This is a genomic window from Pseudoroseomonas cervicalis ATCC 49957, assembly GCF_000164635.1.
Lineage (GTDB): Bacteria > Pseudomonadota > Alphaproteobacteria > Acetobacterales > Acetobacteraceae > Pseudoroseomonas > Pseudoroseomonas cervicalis.
The window spans coordinates 1-608 of the sequence record NZ_GG771217.1; the positions used below are offsets into that span (position 1 = coordinate 1).

The 608-nt window shown below is 78.5% G+C and carries 1 protein-coding gene; it reads right to left on the bottom strand.

The genetic code is table 11. The features are described from left to right. Positions 1-608, bottom strand: a 608-nt coding sequence (locus tag HMPREF0731_RS22650; protein ID WP_007006613.1) for a ribonuclease E/G, incomplete at both ends; no start/stop codon positions are given.

Genomic DNA, 608 nt, shown 5'->3' on the forward strand with positions numbered 1-608 from the left:
CGTCCCGCACCCCGCGCCGCGGCGCGGCCAGCCCGCGGGTGAGGGGGGAGGGCGGGTGGCCCAGCACTTCGTGCAGCGGGGTGTGGACCCGGCGGCGCTGCAGCTCCAGCAGGCCAAGCCCGGTCAGCCCGAGCAGCCGCAGATGCGGGTCGGCCGCCAGCAGCGGCTTCAGCCCGGGCAGCAGCGCCTGGCGCGCGGCCACCTTCATGCCGGCCATGTCGACCAGGATGGCGCCGGCCAGGTGGCGCAGGCGGATCTGGCGCAGCGCCTCGGCCAAAGCGGCGGCGTTCAGGGCGCGGTGGGCGGCGGCGTCGCGGCTGCCGGCCTGGGGGCCGGCATCGATGTCGATGGCCAGCAGCGCCGGCGTCGGATGCAGGGTCAGCCGCCCGCCGCCCGGCAGCGGCACCGCCATGCCGGCCAGACGCTCGAACTCTTCTTCCAGGTCCTCGGGGAAGGCCGGGCGTGTGGCCAGGGCAACGCGCTCCGCACCCAGCGCGCCGCGCAGCCGCGCGGCGGTGGCGGCATGGTCGGTCACCAGCCTTGCGGCGGGGTGCTGGGCCGCCAGGCGCAGCGGCGCGTCAGGGCCGCGCGAGAGCAGCCGCAGCGGG